This is a genomic window from Gilvimarinus sp. F26214L (assembly GCF_054401055.1).
Genome location: NZ_JBTIYG010000001.1, coordinates 90,984 through 107,791, shown reverse-complemented (window position 1 = coordinate 107,791; position 16,808 = coordinate 90,984). Strand labels below are relative to the sequence as shown.

The window sequence follows — 16,808 nt, the reverse complement described above, 5'->3', positions numbered from 1 at the left end:
GATTAGATGAAAGTGATAGTCGCATTTAGATCGTCGGGTTCCGCCCGGGACCACAGGGGCAATCCCTTTGCACGGATGCTGAACCCCATACTGCTTCGGGGAGCCACAATCGTCACGGCGCTTGGTGTGGCCACCGTGAGTCTGCAAAGCCACGCGGGCTTTCTCGAAATGCCGGACACTCGCGAGGTGCCTGAATTCGAGCGGGATAGCATGTTGCTGGACATGGACATCCCCGGTGTCCGCGACCGGGACCCCGATCCCATGGCCGGTCCGCGACTGAATGTGAAGGAATTCCGGGTGCAGGGCCTGATCGAGTACCCGGAACTGGGGATCCACCGGCACGAGATCATCGAGCAGGTCGAACGCATTCGCTTTGACCTGATGGAAGAGGGCGAACTGCTGGACTCCGGCTACACCCTGGACGAGATCAGCGAGGTTTCCGACCTGGTTGCGGAAATCGAGAAAGAGACTGAAGGGCGCCACGTGAGCCCCGTGGAGGTCCAGCGTCTGGTCTTCCTGATCCGCGAGCAGCGGCGCCAGCGGGGTATCACCCTGGGAATGATCGAGACTGTTGCCGGCACCATCACCCGCTATTACCGGGAACGGGGCTTTATTCTCGCCAAGGCCTATATTCCGCAGCAGCATGTACGGGATGGGGTGGTCAATCTGACTCTTCTGCTCGGCGAGCTGGGCGAAGTGGAGGTCCACAATAACGATCGTTATTCCGACAAGCGCATTCAGCGAGTGTTTGCCGGCGACATGGCAGAACCGGTGGTCAGCAGTCGCGTGGAGGAAAAACTCTTCCTCGTGAGTGATATGCCTGGCCTGTCCGCCCAGGGTTACTTCGAGCCCGGAACCCAGGTGGGAGACACCCGGCTGAACGTCAATGTGCTCTCCGAACGCTGGTACGACGCCAGTGTGCGGACGGACAATCACGGCTCGGCCCGCACGGGTGAGTACCGCACCTATGTCGATGCCCTGTGGCACAACCCGACGGGTACAGGTGATCAGCTCCACCTGGGTTTGCTGGGGTCATTCAAGCCGGACAACTCCACCTACGGCTCCCTGCGCTACAACACCCGCATACTGCACCCGCGGCTGCGTTTTGGGCTCGGGGCCTCAAACAATGATTTTGTGCTGGGCAGCGGAAATGCCAAGGCAAAGACGGCCTCCAACTTCCAAATTGAAGGGGAGTCCTTGGTCGTGGACGCATCCCTTCGCTATCAGCTCAAGCGCAGTCGGGCCAACAACCACGCAATCGGACTGCGAGCCTCGGAGGTGGAATCCACGATCACGCTGGGCGGCATCAGTGCAGACTTCCTTGATGACACGGTGAGGAATACCGAGATCTTCTATGCGTTCGACCTGCTGGACGAAGACCCTCGCATTCTCCACCAGGGCGAGATCCGGGTGATTTCCAGCGACTTCCTCAAGGGGGCGGAGGAGGCTCAGCCTGAATCCGTCTATGTGGGGCAATTGGACTATTCGATGCTGACCTTCCTCAAGGTGCCCTTTACGGAGGTTGAAAGCCGCGTTGTGTTCAGAATGGGTGTCCAGTATGCGGGCGAATCTCTCGCCGCAACCAATCAGCACTCACTCGCGGGGCCGACTCGCGCGAGAGGTTTTGCCGTAAACGAGTACTATGCCGACGATGCAGTTTCCCTAGGGGCGGACTGGGTTTTCAGTGGCCCGAGCTTTGGTGGGTTCTCCCTGGGTGGGGAGCGGCTCAAGGATATGTTCCAACCGTTTCTGTTTGCCGATGTGGGCTACGGAAAAGCACACCCGTACCAACGCGGCGCGGAGGGTACCGAAGCGAGGCTCGCGGATATGGGCTTTGGCTTGCGCATCAATTACAAACGTAAGGTTCGCGGTACCCTTTCATTCGCTTTTCCGGTCTCCTCGGAGAATACCGCCCTCGGCGAAGGAGAGCGCTTGAACGACGATATGAATTTCTATTTCGATCTGCAGACTTCGTTTTAGTAATTTGATTGGTTGAAGAGTTATTTTGAGGCGGAAGAGAATCCTTCTACGAAGTTATTCGTAGTTTTTCGTTGATAAAATTGATTGATACGCTTCACACGGTACAGGTAGAATTCGGACGACAATAACAGGACCGCACAGCGGATTCCCTGCCTTAACATTGGGGACTTCCTGTGAGTTGTTTCGATAAAAATGGCATGCTCACATCCGACGTGAATTGCCGTGATTTTGTGGTACTTAAAAACTAAGGAGAAAATAGGAATGGCAATCTACCTTGAATACGAGGGAATCAAAGGGAACGTAACGGCTGAGGGTTACAAAGACCACATTAGCGTCAACTCCGTTCAGTTCGGCGTAGGTCGCGGCATCACCATGGAACCGGGCAACCTGTCCAACCGTGAAGCCACTCGTCCAACCATCAGCGAAGTCACCTTGACCAAAATGGCCGACAACTCCGCAACTGCTCTGTTCAAGGAAGCGGTTACCGGCTCTGCGGGCAAAAAGGTGGTTATCAAGTTCGTTCAGACCGGCGCGGACAAAGTTGTGGAGTTCATGACCTACACTCTGGAAGACTGTCTGGTGAGCGGGTACTCCATCTCCGGTGATTCCGAGAGCGACCCCATGGAGTCCATCTCCCTGAGCTTCTCGAAGATCATGGTCAACTACAACGACTATGACAAGAGCAACAAGTCCTCCAGCCCTCAGCGGGTCGGCTACGACCTCACCACAGCCAAGCCGCTCTAAGCCTGGCCTGTGTGCGGCACCTGGCGAATGGTCTCCAGGTGCCGCTTTGTGTCAGCTTACTGAACACTTTTTATTGCTGAACACTTTTTATTGCCGAGCAATGGACGATTGAAGGTCCACAACAAGGATGATTTCGACACTGCCGCTGCAGACGGTGTCGTGTTGAGGGTGCGATCACATGAGTGGAATCACTCAGAAAGACAGGCTCATTTCTATTGGCGATTTCTCGCTGGGAAAGGACACCTTTCTCCTGACCGCTTTCGAAGGCGTAGAGCGGATCTCCGGACTTTTCGAGTTTCAGGTTTCGGTTCTTTCCGAGAACCTGGAGGTCGACCCCAATGACGTGGTGGGCAAAAGCACCACCATAACGGTACAGAACGAGCACCGCCGACAGTTCCACGGGATCGCGAAATCCTTTGTATTCGGCGAGATCAAGGCGGACAGCCTGCGCGAATACCGGATGACCCTGGTACCGTGGATGTGGTTTCTCACCCAGACCAACGATCACCGCATCTTCCAGGATCAGAACACCAAGGAGATCGTCTCAAAAGTCTTCGACGATCTCGGATTTTCCGACTACGAGTTCCGCGCGGCTGGCGGCAGCAAGCGCGAGTACTGCGTACAGCACAATGAAAGCGACTTCCATTTCGTATCCCGTCTTCTGGAAGAAGATGGTATCGCCTACTTCTTCGAACACGCGAGCGACAAACACAAGCTCATCCTCGTGGACCAGAAGAACGCCTACGAGGAGGTCACCGAAACCGACCTGGAGTACTCCAAAGGCTCGACTCCCAACAGCCAGATTACCGGTTGGGAGCATACCTACCTGTTCAGAAAGGGGCAGTGGTCACTGAACGACTACAATTTCAAAGAGCCCAAAAAGGACCTTATTGCGAATACCAAAACAAAGAGCCGCTTCCCGCGAAACGGGGACTACGAACATTACGAGTACCCCGGATTCTACGATCCGGGCAAGGGCAGCGAACTGGTTAAGATTCGCCTGGACGCGGAAGAGGCGGATCGCAATGCGGTCAAGGGCACCAGCGACTGCAGCACCTTCACCGCTGGTGGCCAGTTCAAGCTCGCGAAACACGCGACAGGATCGGAAAAGGGCAGCTACATATTGGTTAGCGTCGTCCACAAGGCTTACGACCGCAGCTATTTTGCCGGCGACGAGGACGGCTCCCGGTACCGAAACGAGTTCATCGCGATTCCGGCTGATGTTCACTTCCGTCCTCGCTGTGAACACCAGAAGCCGTATATGCGCGGCCCACAGTCCGCTGTTGTTGTAGGTCCGGACGGCGAAGAGATCTACATCGATGAACATGGTCGAATCAAGGTCCAGTTCATCTGGGATCGGGAGGGCACCAAGGACGAGAACAGCTCCTGTTTCGTCCGCGTGGTGCAGTCCTGGGCCGGGAACCAGTGGGGCTCGTCATTCATCCCCAGAATCGGCCAGGAGGTCATTGTAAACTTCCTGGACGGCGATCCGGACCGGCCCCTTGTGACGGGGTCGGTGTATAACGGCTGGAACAAGCCAGTCTACTCCTCCAAAACCCAGAGCGGCATCAAGACGCGCTCGACCAAGGGTGCCACCCCCCAGAACTACAATGAGCTTCGCTTCGAAGACAAGAAGGGCGAAGAGCAGATCCTCATCCACGCGGAAAAGAACTTCGATACCGAAGTCGAAAACGACCAGACCCTTACGGTGGACAACGACCGGACCAAGTCCGTTGGCAACGACGAGACGTCCACCATCGGGAACGATCGCAGCAAGGACGTTGGAAACAACCAGACAGAGACAATCGGCAAGAATAAGACGATCGACGTGGGAGAGAACCACAGGGAATCGATCGGCAAGGATATGTCTGTCTCCGTCGGAAAGAACATGACCATCGACGTGGGCGAGCAGCACCGGGAGTCCATCAGCAAGGACATGACCATTTCGGTGGGCAAGGATCTCAGGGAGACCGTCAGCGGGCAATACCAGGAAACCGTTACCAAAGACTACGGCCTGAAGGCCAAGACCATCACAATGCAGGCGGACGACCGGATTACACTGAAGACCGGCTCCGCCCAGATCGTGATGAAAAAGAACGGCGATATCACCATTTCTGGCGCCAAGATCAACGTCAAAGGCAGCGGCAATGTGGTCATCAAGGGCAGTAAAGTCACTACCAACTAGAGCAGATCATGGTTGAATCGCAAGCGGACAGATCGGAAGCCATCTTCACCGATGAGCCGACAGCGGTCGCCCCCGGTGAGATCGTTCTGGGGACGATTGCGGGAATCAGTTCCTCAGGGCAACCGCTGGTGAACTATGAAAACAATCGAACCGATGGTCCAGTTGCCGCTCTATCGACCGTTGCCCTGACCCCAAAACATAAAAATCGACAGGTTGCACTACTATTCGCAGATGGTGATTGGGGGAAGCCTGTGATCATGGGGCTCATCCACAGCCCCTTGGATGCGATACTCGATGGCGCAAGGCAGCAGGACAGCGAAGGCTCGCTTGAGGCGGAGCCACAGGATGCCCGTCCTCCCGCCAGTTCCGGCGAGGCAGTGGTTGCCGAGGTTGATGGCGACCGCGTAGTGATTGAAGGCAACAAGGAAATCACCCTCAGATGCGGAGAGTCGAGTATTACGCTCACGCGCGCGGGCAAGATTCTCATTCGCGGGAAGTACATTCTCAATCGATCCAGCGGTGTCAATCGCATTATGGGTGGCTCCGTCCAGGTCAACTGATGTTCGCTAGAGCTGTGAATCGCCTCTGTTTTTTTGACCGACGGTGCCAGGCATGAACGCTGCCTATTATGATATCTACGAACGTTGCGCCGAGGATGCGGCTTTTTTGTGGGTACTGCGATCGTTGGCCGTCGATCAGCCTCATTACACCCCGAACGATGTCCTCAAACTCGACCAGCGGATCGAGTCCCAGCTCGATGCCTTGATGTCGGCGCCGGAAGAAGCCTGGGAGATCTGCCTTGGATCCATTGAAACCGAGGGGCCAGGTGAGGTCTTCACTACATCGGTACTGGCGTTCCGCAGTTTGGACGTTGCGAAGATTCAGACCGCGGTCGAGTACGGGCTGGCAACAGAGGAATCTTTCAAAGGGCTTGTTTCGGCGCTTGGCTGGTTGCCCGGCCGGTTATGCCACTCGTGGATAAAAAAGTTTCTGACCAGCAAAGACCTGGACCACAAGTACCTCGCTCTTGCGGTGTGCAGCGTTCGTCGCGAGGATCCGGGCGAACTTCTGACCAATATCCTCCAGCGCTCCGATTGCTTGGCACATGACAGGCTTTTTGCAAGAGGGTTGCGATTAGTCGGTGAGCTCAAACGCAGAGACCTCGCGCCGGTACTCCGGCCCGCAATAAGGTCCGATCATCCTGATATAGCATTCTGGAGCAGTTGGTCCGCTGTGATCCTTGGCGATCGCTCGGCGTTGAACAACCTGCAACCCGTTGTTATGGAATCAAACCCTCATCAGGAAAAGGCAATCCAACTGGCCTTTCGCGCCTTGCCTGTCGAGCATGGACGAAAGTGGATCAGCGAGTTGGCCAGGAGTCCGGAAGAGATACGCAACGTAATCAAGGCCAGTGGGCTGCTCGGAGACCCCCACGCGGTGGAATGGTTAATCGCACAAATGCGGGTGCCGGCACTGTCAAGGTTGGCCGGTGAGGCGTTTACGAATATCACTGGAATCGAACTCGAGACCAATGGTCTCGCCATTTCTGAACTGCCCGATCTGGACGACCAGGTGCCTAATGACGACCCAGCCGATGACCGGGTTGATATGGATGAAGATGAGCACCTAGCCTTTCCCGATCCCTACAAGGTCGCCGCCATCTGGCAAAAATACCAGGGCCGATTTGTACCCGCCCAGCGCTACCTGCTGGGGCAGCCCCTGAACCCTGCGCATGTAAAGAGGGTTCTCGACAATGGCTTGCAGCGTCAACGCCGAACGGCAGCATTTGACCTTGCGTTGTTGCAACCGGACCAGTTGCTGGCAAACTGGCGAATGAAAGGGGAGTCCTGAGCTTATGCTCGAAATAAGAGATAACACCCCCTTCAGCACCAAGCTGATGCCGGCCCTGGACAAGGACGGGTACAATTACGCCGCCGTCATCATCAAAGGCACGTTTGATATACGCCCACATACCCCTGTGCTGGTTATTGCCGATGAGCAGGTGTCGGCGCTAAGCGAGGATGTGTTCTACGGCGAACCGGGCAAGTCGAGCTTGCAGTACGAGGCCGATGTGGCCTGGAATAAACCCGGAGTCGATATTGTGTTGAATGGCCACGCCTACGCCCCCGGTGGACGGGCGGCGGAATCTGTCGCGGCCTCTCTTCAGGTAGGCAAACATCGCCACCTGGTCAACGTGATTGGGGACAGATTCTGGAGGCGCGAGGGTCTGCATTGGCAGCCCACCTCGCCCGCAAAGTTTCAGCGCATGGCGCTCCGCTACGAGAACGCTTTTGGTGGAGCGGCCGAAACTGCGGACGACAGCCAGGAATTTTACAAGGCAAATCCGGTGGGTAAGGGGTTCGCCGGCGCACGAGGTCAGGGGCTCACGGAGGGTCTGGCGTTACCCAATCTCGAACATCCAACGCAACCGATCAGCCAGTGGGATGACACACCGCAGCCCATGGGCTTTGGCTTTATTGGCCGCAATTGGCAGCCCCGGATCAATTATGCCGGGACCTACGACGAACAGTGGCGGCAGCAGCGGTTCCCTCTTTTACCGTTGGATTTTGACGATCGCTTCCACTGTGCCGCGCACCCGGGCTTGCGTATTCCCGAAGGGATGGCCGACGGCGAACGAGTGTTCGCAAGCAATCTTTCCGAATCCGGCTCGCTGACCATAGAGCTGCCGCGTTACCGCTTTAGAGCGATCGCCCTGATCAAGGGGAAGTCCTTCGAGTTTGCTCCGGTACTGGACACGGTGGTGATTGAACCGGACGATCTTCGCGTCCTGCTCACCTGGCGAATTGCAATCCCCTGCGCCAGGAACTTCCTCTACGTGGATCGTGTAACCGTCCATTGGAGGGCCGCCTGATGTCGCAGCCCCAAGCTCAAAGCAGGGTGGTGATTACCGCTGTCGACGCAATCACACCCATTGGCGCCAATGTGGAGCAGACCTGCGCCGCAGTGAAGGCCGGTGTGAACGCCTTCACGGAATACCCCTACCTCAGTTGCAAGCCGCACGATCCAGAATGGGAAGAGCCGTTGCCCATGCATGTGGCGGCGGTCCCGGCAGTCGACCCTTCCATTGCAGGCCTTGAGCGATTCATCCAGTTGGCGATACCGCCACTGGCGGCCGTCCTGGGCAAAGCCAGGTTGACCCGACAATCTCTTGCTCGCACAGGTTTATTGGTGGCACTGCCGCAAACCGACGCCGCCACGCTCCCGATGCAGCTTGGCCGAGACCTTCTTCCACTGCTCTGCAAGCGCACCGGCCTCGGTCTGAAGCTGGCTAGAACAACTCTGGAAGGGCGAACCGGAATCATCTCTCAGCTGGCCAAAGCCACCGAGCTCCTGCAGTCGGGCGAACTGGACGGATGCATCGTTGGGGGCGTGGACAGCTACCTGATACAAGATCGCCTGCGACTGCTGGACGAACAATGGCGGCTTAAAAGCGCACGTAACGTGGATGGCTTCACCCCCGGGGAAGCCGGGGCAATGCTCTTTTTGGAGACCGAAGCCGGGGCACTGGCGCGGGGAGCGAAGCCCTTGGCTGTGATCGGCTGCACCGGCTCGGGCGTGGAACCGGAGACGCTCAGCTCGGATAAAGTCAGTACCGGGCAAGGGCTGACTGACGCCATCAGAAGCGTTTGGGAGAACACCGCTCCGGCCCAGCGGGTTTACTGTGATTTCAACGGCGAGAGCTATTTCGCATTCGAGTTGGGGCTAATTATGAGCCGCCTGGCCGCCATTGTTGGCGACAGCGAGACACTGTGCCACCCGGCCGACTGTTTCGGAGATGTGGGAGCGGCAGTGGGAGGGCTTCTTGCCGCCAGCGCTATTCATGACCTCGAAAAGCAGGGCGACAAAGCTAGGGCGGTGTTGATCTGGACCACAGCGGACGGCGGAAGCCGCACGGCCCTGCGGCTCGAGCCGGCGGCCAAAAGCCCCAACTAGGAAAAGTGCATAGCCCCCCAGTGTGACGGGGCTGATAACGGAGGCAGCATATGCCAGCAACAATGAACGTCAATACGCGCACCGTCGTGCACAAAAGCAGTGACGGGGTCGCAACAGCGTTTCCCGACGTGTGCAAAACCCCGTCGCCAGGCGGTCCGGTTCCCATCCCTTACCCCAATGTCGCTTTGTCAAAAGACACCGCCAAAGGCAGCAAGAACGTCAAAGTCGACGGTAACCCAGTCATGTTGAAGGGCTCCAACTTCTCCACCAGTACCGGCGACGAAGCTGGCACAGCGGGCGGCGGAGTGGTATCCGGGAAAACCAAGGGCACAGCGGAGTTCGTCAACTATTCGTTTGACGTGAAGATCGAAGGTAAGAACGTTCCCCGACTGGGCGATATGATGCTGCAGAACAAGGGGTCGGCTCCAAATACACCACCGATGCCGGAAGTTCAACCACCCATGGTCGCTATGCCGCCGCCGGAGATCGAAGAGAACAAGATCACCGGCATCGAGATCGTTTAATAGAGGAAGGGATTCATAAATGGCTATTATCCAATGGGTAAACCTCGAAAAAAACGAAGCCTACGCGAAGGACCCGGATATCGGCAGCGTTGACCGATGCGGCCCTTTATCCATCAAAGCCCTCTTTGCAAAGGACGGCGTCCCGCTCAGCTTTAGCGTAAGAGCGGTTCCCGCCGGAAAGGACAACGTCGAGTATAGCGAGGCCGAGCAGAATCGAAATCCCAACTTCAAAATGCCCAAGGATGTTTCAGGCCTGGCCTCCGAGAAGGAGGTGCTCCTGGACGGCCTTGTCAAACTTCCAGCCGCTGGTGGCAACAAGTACAAGTTGGAAGCCACGGATGCGAATGGGACAACGGTCCAAAGCGTCGAGGTGGAGGCGAAGCGGAAGCTGTATTATCAAGTCATGAGCATGAGTGGCCCTGAAGGAAGGGTGCCTTCATACTCGCTGTCTCCGATGGAAAATCACGCGGAAAAGCACTCCATCGTGCTTAGCCAAGAGGGGGCGCCCGCAACTATCCCGTATCGTAAATGTCTGGCGATGCATTCAGGCGGAAATCTCAATAAGTTTGGAGGCGAGGTCGCGAAGGCCTATACCCTGACGGATCCCTATAAAAAAGTGGGTATAGCGGCGGTTTTTTCCGATTATATCGCTTCCATGAAGGAGCATGATTATTTCCGGACGCTAGCGATCGGCGGCTCGGCCCCTGGAATCTCTGTTTCAGAGGGATACATCACAATCACGGGCGACCGTTATTTGTGGCACGGTTTGGATGACGAAGACGACAAAGAAAAGAAATGGTTTGTGTTGGGTGCAGCGTTTTATTCAAATCCGAGCGGTGGCCCGGATATGACCTATCGTCTAAAAAAGGAGAATGTATCAATAACCGGTTCGCCGAGGTTTCCCTATGGAGGCTTTCATCAGATCAAGATAAAACGCGACGATTCATTGAACTCGCTGCTAGCCGGGAAGGGCGGTATTTTCAAAATCGGTCTCAAAGTGAACATTGTAAACGGCTGGACGAATGGCTTTAGTTGGAGTCCGGGGGGTAATGATCTGATCACCTGTGCAAGACGAACACGCTGGAGGGATATGCCGGCAGAAACCAGGGAGTACACATGGAACCATGAGGTTGGCCATCGTTTTGGTATGGTAGCCTTTGGCCACAGAACAAAAGTACCCGGATCCAACAAGTTGCCGGATGGCCCTCCGACCCTTTATGGCGAGAATCGAGGGGTGAATGATTACGGTCATCAAGGCCCTCACTGCGGGGCCGGTGCCACCTATTCGCCCGCTTCTGGCTGGTCAGGTGCCCCAGGTTGCGTAATGTTTGGGGCCAACGGAACCGGAGAAAAACATGCGCCTAAAGAATATTGTGGCGCATGTGCGAAAGTGGTCAGAAAAGTCGACCTAGCATGACAGTTAAATCGAGCAGTATTGTAGTTGTGATCTTTGCCCTGAGTCTGGGTAGTTGTGCATTTGGTGACGAAACAAATAGAAGGAGTAGCCTCTTGGATGAAGAACTGTACGACCTACCGGTGGACTGCGATTTTTCAACGGTCTGGAATAATTCCGGGCAGTCGTTTGACTGTAGCCCCCGTCTTAAAGACCCGTTTTTTAGTTCGTTTCGAGGGATACTGATCAACGGTCCAGAGGAGGTGGTCTGGCCCGAGGACGCCGAGGCGTTGCTGGAGTCTAGTGAGGCAACCCCGGACGGAAATGCCATGGGCCCCGTAAAGCTAATGGTCGCAGGGCTGCTGAAAATCCCGCACAATACACTGGGGCTAAACGGAGATCGGGCTTACGAGGTTCTGACCGTCGCCGTAAGTCGGTCGAGCGGGGAATCCTATAGCGGAAAGATGCAGCGAATGGGGACTGCGGCCGAGATAGTGGAGGGAGCACCACCCATAGAAGAAGATACGACCGAGTATTTCAATATTGACCTGATTAGCAACCTGGAACTGCCGATCGCAGCGGATACCTATCAGGTCTACGCAACATTGGGGCCCTATAAATCAAACACCATCGTTATTAAAACGAGATGCGAATAGACCGGTGGCAGATTCTCGTTCAGCCCCTGTTGAATGTCCGTTGAATCCGTAGGTTGGGTTAGCGTAGCGTCACCCAACAGGTTGATACTCCGGTGTTGGGTTACGGCCTTCGGCCTAACCCAACCTACAGTGGCTGAATGTTCGCTGAAATCGTAGGTTGGGTTAGCGCAGCGTAACCCAACAGGTTGATACTCCTGTGTTGGGCGGACTGCGGCTTAACCCAGCCTACGCGAATCCGGTTCAACTCAATATCCCCACCTGCACTAGTGTTAACGGATGACAGAGCCATGACTACAAACGAGAGCCTACCTCACCCGGAAGAAGGCGCTTTCGCAATACAAGCCTCGCTTCACCCTGAAAACTCCGAGAATATCCTGCTCCGCGGGAGACTCTCGGTTCGTCGCGGTCAGAACGGTGTGCCCGACGCGGCCTCTGATGTACTCAAGCACATCGTGCTGGTCGTGACCAGAACAACCAATTACCAGAGCGTCACACCCTTCAAGGAAACCGTCGTTTTCGAAGATGACGTACAATCCCACGGCGATATTTGTTCAGCCTCCTTCAACATTAACGTGATGGACCATATAGAGTTTGGAGGGGAGGGTGATTACTACATCCTTTGTTCTGTAGGAACCTATCTCTCCAATGTCGCCCGTGTTTCCATTGCTAGTCCGAGCGCTCAACAACATGGCGTGAAACCCGTAGGTTGGGTTAGCAAAGCGTAACCCAACAGGTCATTATGCCTTGTTCCCCATCGTAGATTGGTGCCGCCTTTGTTTGGTCATTCATCCGCTGTTCCTTCCGATAGTGATACGAAGGACCGCGTAATCGTCGACACCTGGTTCTGGTGTTCCGATTGAGCAAGCAACTTAAACCGTTTACGCCACTCTCGGACCCTATAGATCGAATGTGCTGACAAGTGAAGCCAGGGTGGAGTAGTCTAACCTACGTGCAGATTCGTAATTGGCTTATAAGCAGGTAGCTCTAGAATGTGAAGAGTTCGTACGCGATTTTTTCCGGGTTTGTCGCCATCTTTATGCGGATATTGGTTCTGGCTCTATTGACCCTAGTGTGTTTCCGCTTCGATGCTGTCGACTGGTCAAGAGCAAAAGAGGGTGTGATGAGCGGTGAATTGCACAGTATACCGAAAGGCTGCGATTTCTCGGCGGTAGAGAATAACTCCGTTAATGAGTATCCCTGCAGCCCACGCCTGCACGATAATTATTTCGATCCTTTTCTTGGGTTGTTGATCAACGGCCCCGAAATCACTACTTGGCCGAGCGATCTCTCACCAAACGATCTATCCGTCGGACCGTTTGGCCAAACTGTCGGTCCGTTTCGACTCATGTTTTCGGGTGTGGTGAAGCTGCCATATGGAACGATGGGTCTGAACGGTGAATTTTCTGATCAGGTCACTATTGTCGCCGTTGATCAGAATAACGGCCAAACATATACGGGCAGGATATGGTTTCCTGAATCCTTGCAGGAGCCCGAGTCTGATTATGTGGATGACCTTTTCCCAGATGCTGTCGAGAATTCAGAAGATGATTTGAAAAAACCGGTTCTGAATTATTTCAATATTGATCTTGTTAACAACCTGGGAGTTCCTGTTCGTGATGCTACGTATACAGTTTACGCCACTCTTGGAGATTACACGTCGAACGTATTAACGGTAGAGACCCGGATAGAATAGGTACAGTCAATGTCCGATTATTTCAAATCTTCGAATGAAAATGAAAGCATTACCATAGCCGCGACGATTAATCCTGATGGCTCAGACCGAATCCTGGTTCGCGGCCGATTTTCCGTAAGTTGCGGAGAAAACGGGGTTCCGGACCAATCCCTCGACACCCTCAAGCACCTTGTGTTGGTCGTTACGCGCGCTGCCAATTACCAGGCTTTAACGCCTTTTCAAGAGACGGTCGTTTTCGAAGACGATGTAAGATGAGCTACCAACTGATTGTGCTTTTCTCTACCGTCTGGAATAATTCCGGACAGTCGACATACGAACGAATACGGAAGATTAATGACCATTTAATAAGGAGAATGTTTTGTGAAAGGATATCTGAAAAGAATTAACGTTTTTACTCTGATGGTGATGATCACAGCGGTCAATGCTTGCGGAGGTGGTGGTAGTAGCGATAAATCACCACGGCCACTCGAATCAGACACCTCTCCCGATTCGTTCAGCTTCGCTCCACAGACCGAGGTTGAGGTTGGTAGGCTGGTTACCTCTAACGTGATAAAGATCGTCGGCATCGACACAGCAGCACCAGTTAGCGTTATGGGCGGAGAGTACTCAATCGATGGTGGAGGGTTTACCAGTTCCGACGGTACCGTGGAGCCAGGTCAGAACATTAGGGTGAGAACAACAGCTGCAAATAATTACGGCGAGAGCATAGAAGTAGTCCTCACCGTTGGGGGGGTAAACGCCGTATTCACCGTTACCACTATCACAATGAATTTGGCACCAACGGCGAATGCGGGTAATGACCAGATGGTCCATGCGGAAGAAATTGTAAAACTGACCGGCATCGGTAGTGATAATGACGGGACGATAGCAAGCTACCGGTGGACCCAAGTATCCGGCCACAGCGTCAGCCTCAGTGGTACTAGTACACCGAGTGCAAGATTCGTAATGCCCCCTGGAGTCCACACGTTGACCTTTCGGTTGACAGTGACCGATAACCGTGGCGAATCATCTACGGATAATGTCAGAGTTCATACCAAACCCGCTGTATCAGACCTGGTTGTTTTCGAAGCGTACAGTGACAAATCAGGAACTGAACCCTGGGTGACTGGTGGTTTGGAGGCGAACACCCGTCCTTTGATCGAGATTAACGATGTTGGGCACAATTATGGTGCGCGGCAGTTCGGTGATTTGGATGGTACGCTTTATTTTAATGCGGACGATGGCATTCATGGTAATGAACTGTGGAAGTACGAAAACGGTAAAGCGGAACTTGTTAAAGATTTCCGTTTGACCGATTACGCAGATTCCTTTCGAAACTCGAGCGATATTGAATACATATTCATAATGGGGGGATATCTGTTCATTCAGAATAACGATCCTGTCGAAAATGCCGGCCTTTGGCGTTTAGACAGATTGAATAACGATCTACGAAGAATATTTCCTAGTGTAGCGAATAAACATATAGTGTTCGAGAATCATGTTTTTTTTGAAATACAGAGCCGGTCAGGAAATAGCTTATGGCGAAGCGACGGCAACTCCGAGGGAACCGTAAAGCTTTTTGATATGAAAGTTGAATCGATGATTGTGGCTGGAGATCGCCTTTTTATTGTCGAAGAAGTTGACGGATCTAATCGTGCGCTGCATGTCAGCGACGGTACAAAGAAAGGTACGGTACTGCTGCGTCGATTATCTGGCGGGGGAGACTCGTTTTATTTAACGGAGTTCAAATCGGACTTGTTCTTCGTAGCTCATGATACATCATCTGGATGGGGTGTTTGGCGATCTGATGGAACAATGGAGGGAACGAAAAATGTTATGGATATTGGTCAAGCCTACGTAACTCAATACATTAACCCATCGTTCGCCACGAACGGCGCTCTACTCTTTTTTAAAGCGTACACAGATGCGAATCACATTTACGCTACGGACGGAACGCCTTCCAGAATTTGGTCCGTAATGGACTTTTCGGCTAAGGATATTGATATTGGATCTCCTTTTGTCTACCAAGATCTATTCTCCGCAGGCGAGTACGTTTTTTTTGAGGTCAGAGTAGATGGTAATAAAGAATTGTGGAGAACCGATGGAAGCGGTGAAGGCACGATAAAGCTTGCTGGGGTGTCTATCGAGGGTTTGACAAGCGCTATGGTTGAACATCAAGGAAACGCTTATTTTGTTGGTGACGACGGAACCGGACTCAAGTTGTGGATGACGGATGGTTCAGTAGCCGGGACTTCTGTTGTGAAGGATTTTTCTTCTGCCGTCGATATCCCTGATATTGCGTTCCACTCGGCGAGTATTGATGAAACCTTTTACTTCGCCGTCGATGATGGCATCCACGGCAATGAGATCTGGACTTCAGACGGGACACCGTCTGGGACGCGACTCTTGGCAGATATCAATCAAACCACAAACGCCAGTTCTCGCCTTGTAAGTAGTGTCAACCTGGGCGACAAGGTTGTCTTCTCGGCCGTTGATCATACCGGCGATTCCAAGTTGTGGGCTAGCGATGGGACTATAGAAGGTACGAACCAAGTAGTTGATTTCAATAGGAATGGAAAAGATTCGGTTTATAACATTGCTTCTGCTGGCGAGTTTGCTTTTCTTTTCGCGGAGGACGAATTTCTGGGTCGAGAGTTGTGGCGGACGGACGGTACCCCGACCGGAACTGAGCTTGTGAAGGACCTTAGCCCCGGTGAACAAAGCACCTCAATGCGAACCATGCAGTATTTGAACGGCGCCTTGTACTTGATTGCCACCGACATGGACGCGCGGAAGGATGCGATTTGGGTATCCGACGGAACGGACGAGGGAACACAACGTCTACACCAATTTGATGGCAGAACGGAACGGTTCCGTGGGGTTGCTATGACCTCCGTAAATGACAAGGTATTTATGGCGATCAATGATCCGGACTCAGGTTTGGGTGCAGAGCTTTGGGTCAGCGACGGGTCGCCTGATGGTACTTTTATGGTGAAGGATTTGTATCCAGGCGGCAACGGACTTGACGAACGGTATGGGGGAATAGCGTCTTTTGATGGAGCAGCCTTCTTTATTGGTAGAACTGATCACGCTTCCGCTGGACTTTGGCGGTCCGACGGCAGCGAAACTGGAACTAAAATGGTAGTCAGCTTCGACGCTGAGTCCGGTGGCAACCGCTTCAATGGGGCTATCGCTGCGATACCGAGTGGGCTGATTTTTACCGTTTTCTCAGACGAAGCGGGACAGGAGTTGTGGGTAAGTGATGGAACTGAGGAAGGTTCGCGAATGATAAAAGAACTCATTCCTGGTAATAAACGTAGCTTAGCCATCAGACAATTCCATGTTGTCCAGGATGTTGCATTGTTTACCTTATATTCTCGCCCAACTGGTAGGACCGAATTGTGGCGAACTGACGGTACGGATTCAGGGACAATTCGCGTCTTTTCAGCTGAATCCGAAAACATCGATATTGAGGTTTATGAAAAGCACAACGGTTTGCTGTATTTTTACGCCACGGATGAAGAGCTTGATATATATCAGGTTTGGTGTACAGATGGCACCCCGGAGAATACTCGAATGATCTATGAATTTGATCCGGGCTTGACGGTTGTGCCGGAACTATAATTTCGGTTGTCCTCCCGAAGACGGAAAGAGGTGGGTTCCATTAGAAGTGTAACTCAATCTGTGAGAATGAACGTGC

The 16,808-nt window shown here is 53.6% G+C and carries 14 protein-coding genes; all 14 read left to right on the top strand.

The annotated features are described in order from the left end of the window. The first annotated feature begins 6 nt into the window (after positions 1-6). The 14 genes from ACURWW_RS00440 (at position 7) to ACURWW_RS00375 (ending at position 16,732) form a co-directional block, all read left to right on the top strand. Entirely contained in the window at positions 7-1,980 is a 1,974-nt protein-coding gene (locus ACURWW_RS00440; protein ID WP_445615035.1) for a ShlB/FhaC/HecB family hemolysin secretion/activation protein, read from the top strand. 261 nt (positions 1,981-2,241) lie between these two features. Then, positions 2,242-2,724 (top strand): Hcp family type VI secretion system effector, encoded by a 483-nt coding sequence (locus ACURWW_RS00435; RefSeq protein WP_445615034.1) that lies wholly within the window; start codon positions 2,242-2,244, stop codon positions 2,722-2,724. A gap of 178 nt (positions 2,725-2,902) precedes the next feature. Further along, complete coding sequence (locus ACURWW_RS00430; protein WP_445615033.1) at positions 2,903-4,909, top strand: type VI secretion system Vgr family protein; 2,007 nt, start codon at positions 2,903-2,905, stop codon at positions 4,907-4,909. 8 nt (positions 4,910-4,917) lie between these two features. Then, entirely contained in the window at positions 4,918-5,469 is a 552-nt protein-coding gene (locus tag ACURWW_RS00425; RefSeq protein WP_445615032.1) for a DUF6484 domain-containing protein, read from the top strand. Positions 5,470-5,521: 52 nt separating this feature from the next. After that, complete coding sequence (locus ACURWW_RS00420; RefSeq protein ID WP_445615031.1) at positions 5,522-6,760, top strand: TIGR02270 family protein; 1,239 nt, start codon at positions 5,522-5,524, stop codon at positions 6,758-6,760. Positions 6,761-6,764: 4 nt separating this feature from the next. Continuing rightward, a complete protein-coding gene (locus ACURWW_RS00415; protein ID WP_445615030.1) occupies positions 6,765-7,781 on the top strand; it encodes a DUF2169 family type VI secretion system accessory protein in 1,017 nt (338 codons plus the stop codon). Continuing rightward, positions 7,781-8,863: a hypothetical protein gene (locus ACURWW_RS00410; RefSeq protein WP_445615029.1), complete on the top strand. Its 1,083-nt coding sequence runs from the start codon at positions 7,781-7,783 to the stop codon at positions 8,861-8,863. The genes ACURWW_RS00415 and ACURWW_RS00410 overlap by 1 nt, the downstream gene beginning before the upstream one ends. A 50-nt stretch (positions 8,864-8,913) precedes the next feature. Beyond that, complete coding sequence (locus ACURWW_RS00405) at positions 8,914-9,387, top strand: DUF4150 domain-containing protein (protein ID WP_445615028.1); 474 nt, start codon at positions 8,914-8,916, stop codon at positions 9,385-9,387. A gap of 19 nt (positions 9,388-9,406) precedes the next feature. Then, on the top strand, positions 9,407-10,804 hold the full coding sequence (locus ACURWW_RS00400; RefSeq protein ID WP_445615027.1) for a hypothetical protein: 1,398 nt from the start codon (positions 9,407-9,409) through the stop codon (positions 10,802-10,804). A gap of 92 nt (positions 10,805-10,896) precedes the next feature. Beyond that, the gene (locus ACURWW_RS00395) at positions 10,897-11,436 is read left to right on the top strand and encodes a hypothetical protein (RefSeq protein ID WP_445615026.1); all 540 of its coding nucleotides are present in this window, start codon (positions 10,897-10,899) and stop codon (positions 11,434-11,436) included. A 287-nt stretch (positions 11,437-11,723) separates the two neighbouring features. Further along, a complete protein-coding gene (locus ACURWW_RS00390) occupies positions 11,724-12,161 on the top strand; it encodes a hypothetical protein (RefSeq protein WP_445615025.1) in 438 nt (145 codons plus the stop codon). 266 nt (positions 12,162-12,427) lie between these two features. Beyond that, positions 12,428-13,129 (top strand): hypothetical protein, encoded by a 702-nt coding sequence (locus ACURWW_RS00385; RefSeq protein WP_445615024.1) that lies wholly within the window; start codon positions 12,428-12,430, stop codon positions 13,127-13,129. Positions 13,130-13,138: 9 nt separating this feature from the next. Next, positions 13,139-13,384, top strand: coding sequence for a hypothetical protein (locus ACURWW_RS00380; protein ID WP_445615023.1), 246 nt, complete (start codon positions 13,139-13,141; stop codon positions 13,382-13,384). A gap of 105 nt (positions 13,385-13,489) precedes the next feature. Beyond that, a complete protein-coding gene (locus ACURWW_RS00375) occupies positions 13,490-16,732 on the top strand; it encodes a PKD domain-containing protein (protein ID WP_445615022.1) in 3,243 nt (1,080 codons plus the stop codon). The last annotated feature ends 76 nt before the right edge of the window (positions 16,733-16,808 follow it).

Excerpts from the sequence above, each read along its gene's own strand:
- ACURWW_RS00400 (WP_445615027.1), top strand. The coding sequence starts at position 9,407 with ATGGCTATTATCCAATGGGTAAACCTCGAAAAAAACGAAGCCTACGCG.
- ACURWW_RS00410 (WP_445615029.1), top strand. The coding sequence starts at position 7,781 with ATGTCGCAGCCCCAAGCTCAAAGCAGGGTGGTGATTACCGCTGTCGAC.
- ACURWW_RS00415 (WP_445615030.1), top strand. The coding sequence starts at position 6,765 with ATGCTCGAAATAAGAGATAACACCCCCTTCAGCACCAAGCTGATGCCG.
- ACURWW_RS00430 (WP_445615033.1), top strand. The coding sequence starts at position 2,903 with ATGAGTGGAATCACTCAGAAAGACAGGCTCATTTCTATTGGCGATTTC.
- ACURWW_RS00425 (WP_445615032.1), top strand. The coding sequence starts at position 4,918 with ATGGTTGAATCGCAAGCGGACAGATCGGAAGCCATCTTCACCGATGAG.
- ACURWW_RS00390 (WP_445615025.1), top strand. The coding sequence starts at position 11,724 with ATGACTACAAACGAGAGCCTACCTCACCCGGAAGAAGGCGCTTTCGCA.
- ACURWW_RS00420 (WP_445615031.1), top strand. The coding sequence starts at position 5,522 with ATGAACGCTGCCTATTATGATATCTACGAACGTTGCGCCGAGGATGCG.
- ACURWW_RS00380 (WP_445615023.1), top strand. The coding sequence starts at position 13,139 with ATGTCCGATTATTTCAAATCTTCGAATGAAAATGAAAGCATTACCATA.
- ACURWW_RS00440 (WP_445615035.1), top strand. The coding sequence starts at position 7 with ATGAAAGTGATAGTCGCATTTAGATCGTCGGGTTCCGCCCGGGACCAC.
- ACURWW_RS00405 (WP_445615028.1), top strand. The coding sequence starts at position 8,914 with ATGCCAGCAACAATGAACGTCAATACGCGCACCGTCGTGCACAAAAGC.
- ACURWW_RS00435 (WP_445615034.1), top strand. The coding sequence starts at position 2,242 with ATGGCAATCTACCTTGAATACGAGGGAATCAAAGGGAACGTAACGGCT.